The following is a 308-nucleotide window of genomic DNA, read 5'->3' on the forward strand; positions in this document are numbered from 1 at the left end:
GCGGGGGTGCTGTCTCTGGACGACGCGTGTGTTCTGGTGTCGGCGCGCGGCAGGCTGATGGACGCGTTGCCCGCCGGTGGGGCGATGCTGGCCGTGGAGCTGGCCGAAGAGGCACTCGTCCTGCCGGACGGGGTGGATCTCGCGGCGGTCAACGGCCCCGCCTCGGTGACGGTGTCCGGTGACGCGGAAGCGGTCGGCGCACTGGAGGAGGGGTTGCGCGGCGACGGCGTCCGGGTGAAGCGGCTGGCGGTCTCGCACGCGTTCCACTCCCGTTTGATGGAGCCGATGCTGGCCGAGTTCACCGCGGT

Annotated in this window: 1 protein-coding gene; it reads left to right on the plus strand. The window is 72.1% G+C overall.

Annotated elements, in window-relative coordinates:
• Nucleotides 1-308, plus strand: a 308-nt coding sequence (locus JS521_RS36140) for an acyltransferase domain-containing protein (RefSeq protein WP_205087047.1), incomplete at both ends; no start/stop codon positions are given.

Origin of the sequence: Streptomyces durocortorensis (assembly GCF_016901035.1) — a bacterium.
Classification (GTDB): domain Bacteria; phylum Actinomycetota; class Actinomycetes; order Streptomycetales; family Streptomycetaceae; genus Streptomyces; species Streptomyces durocortorensis.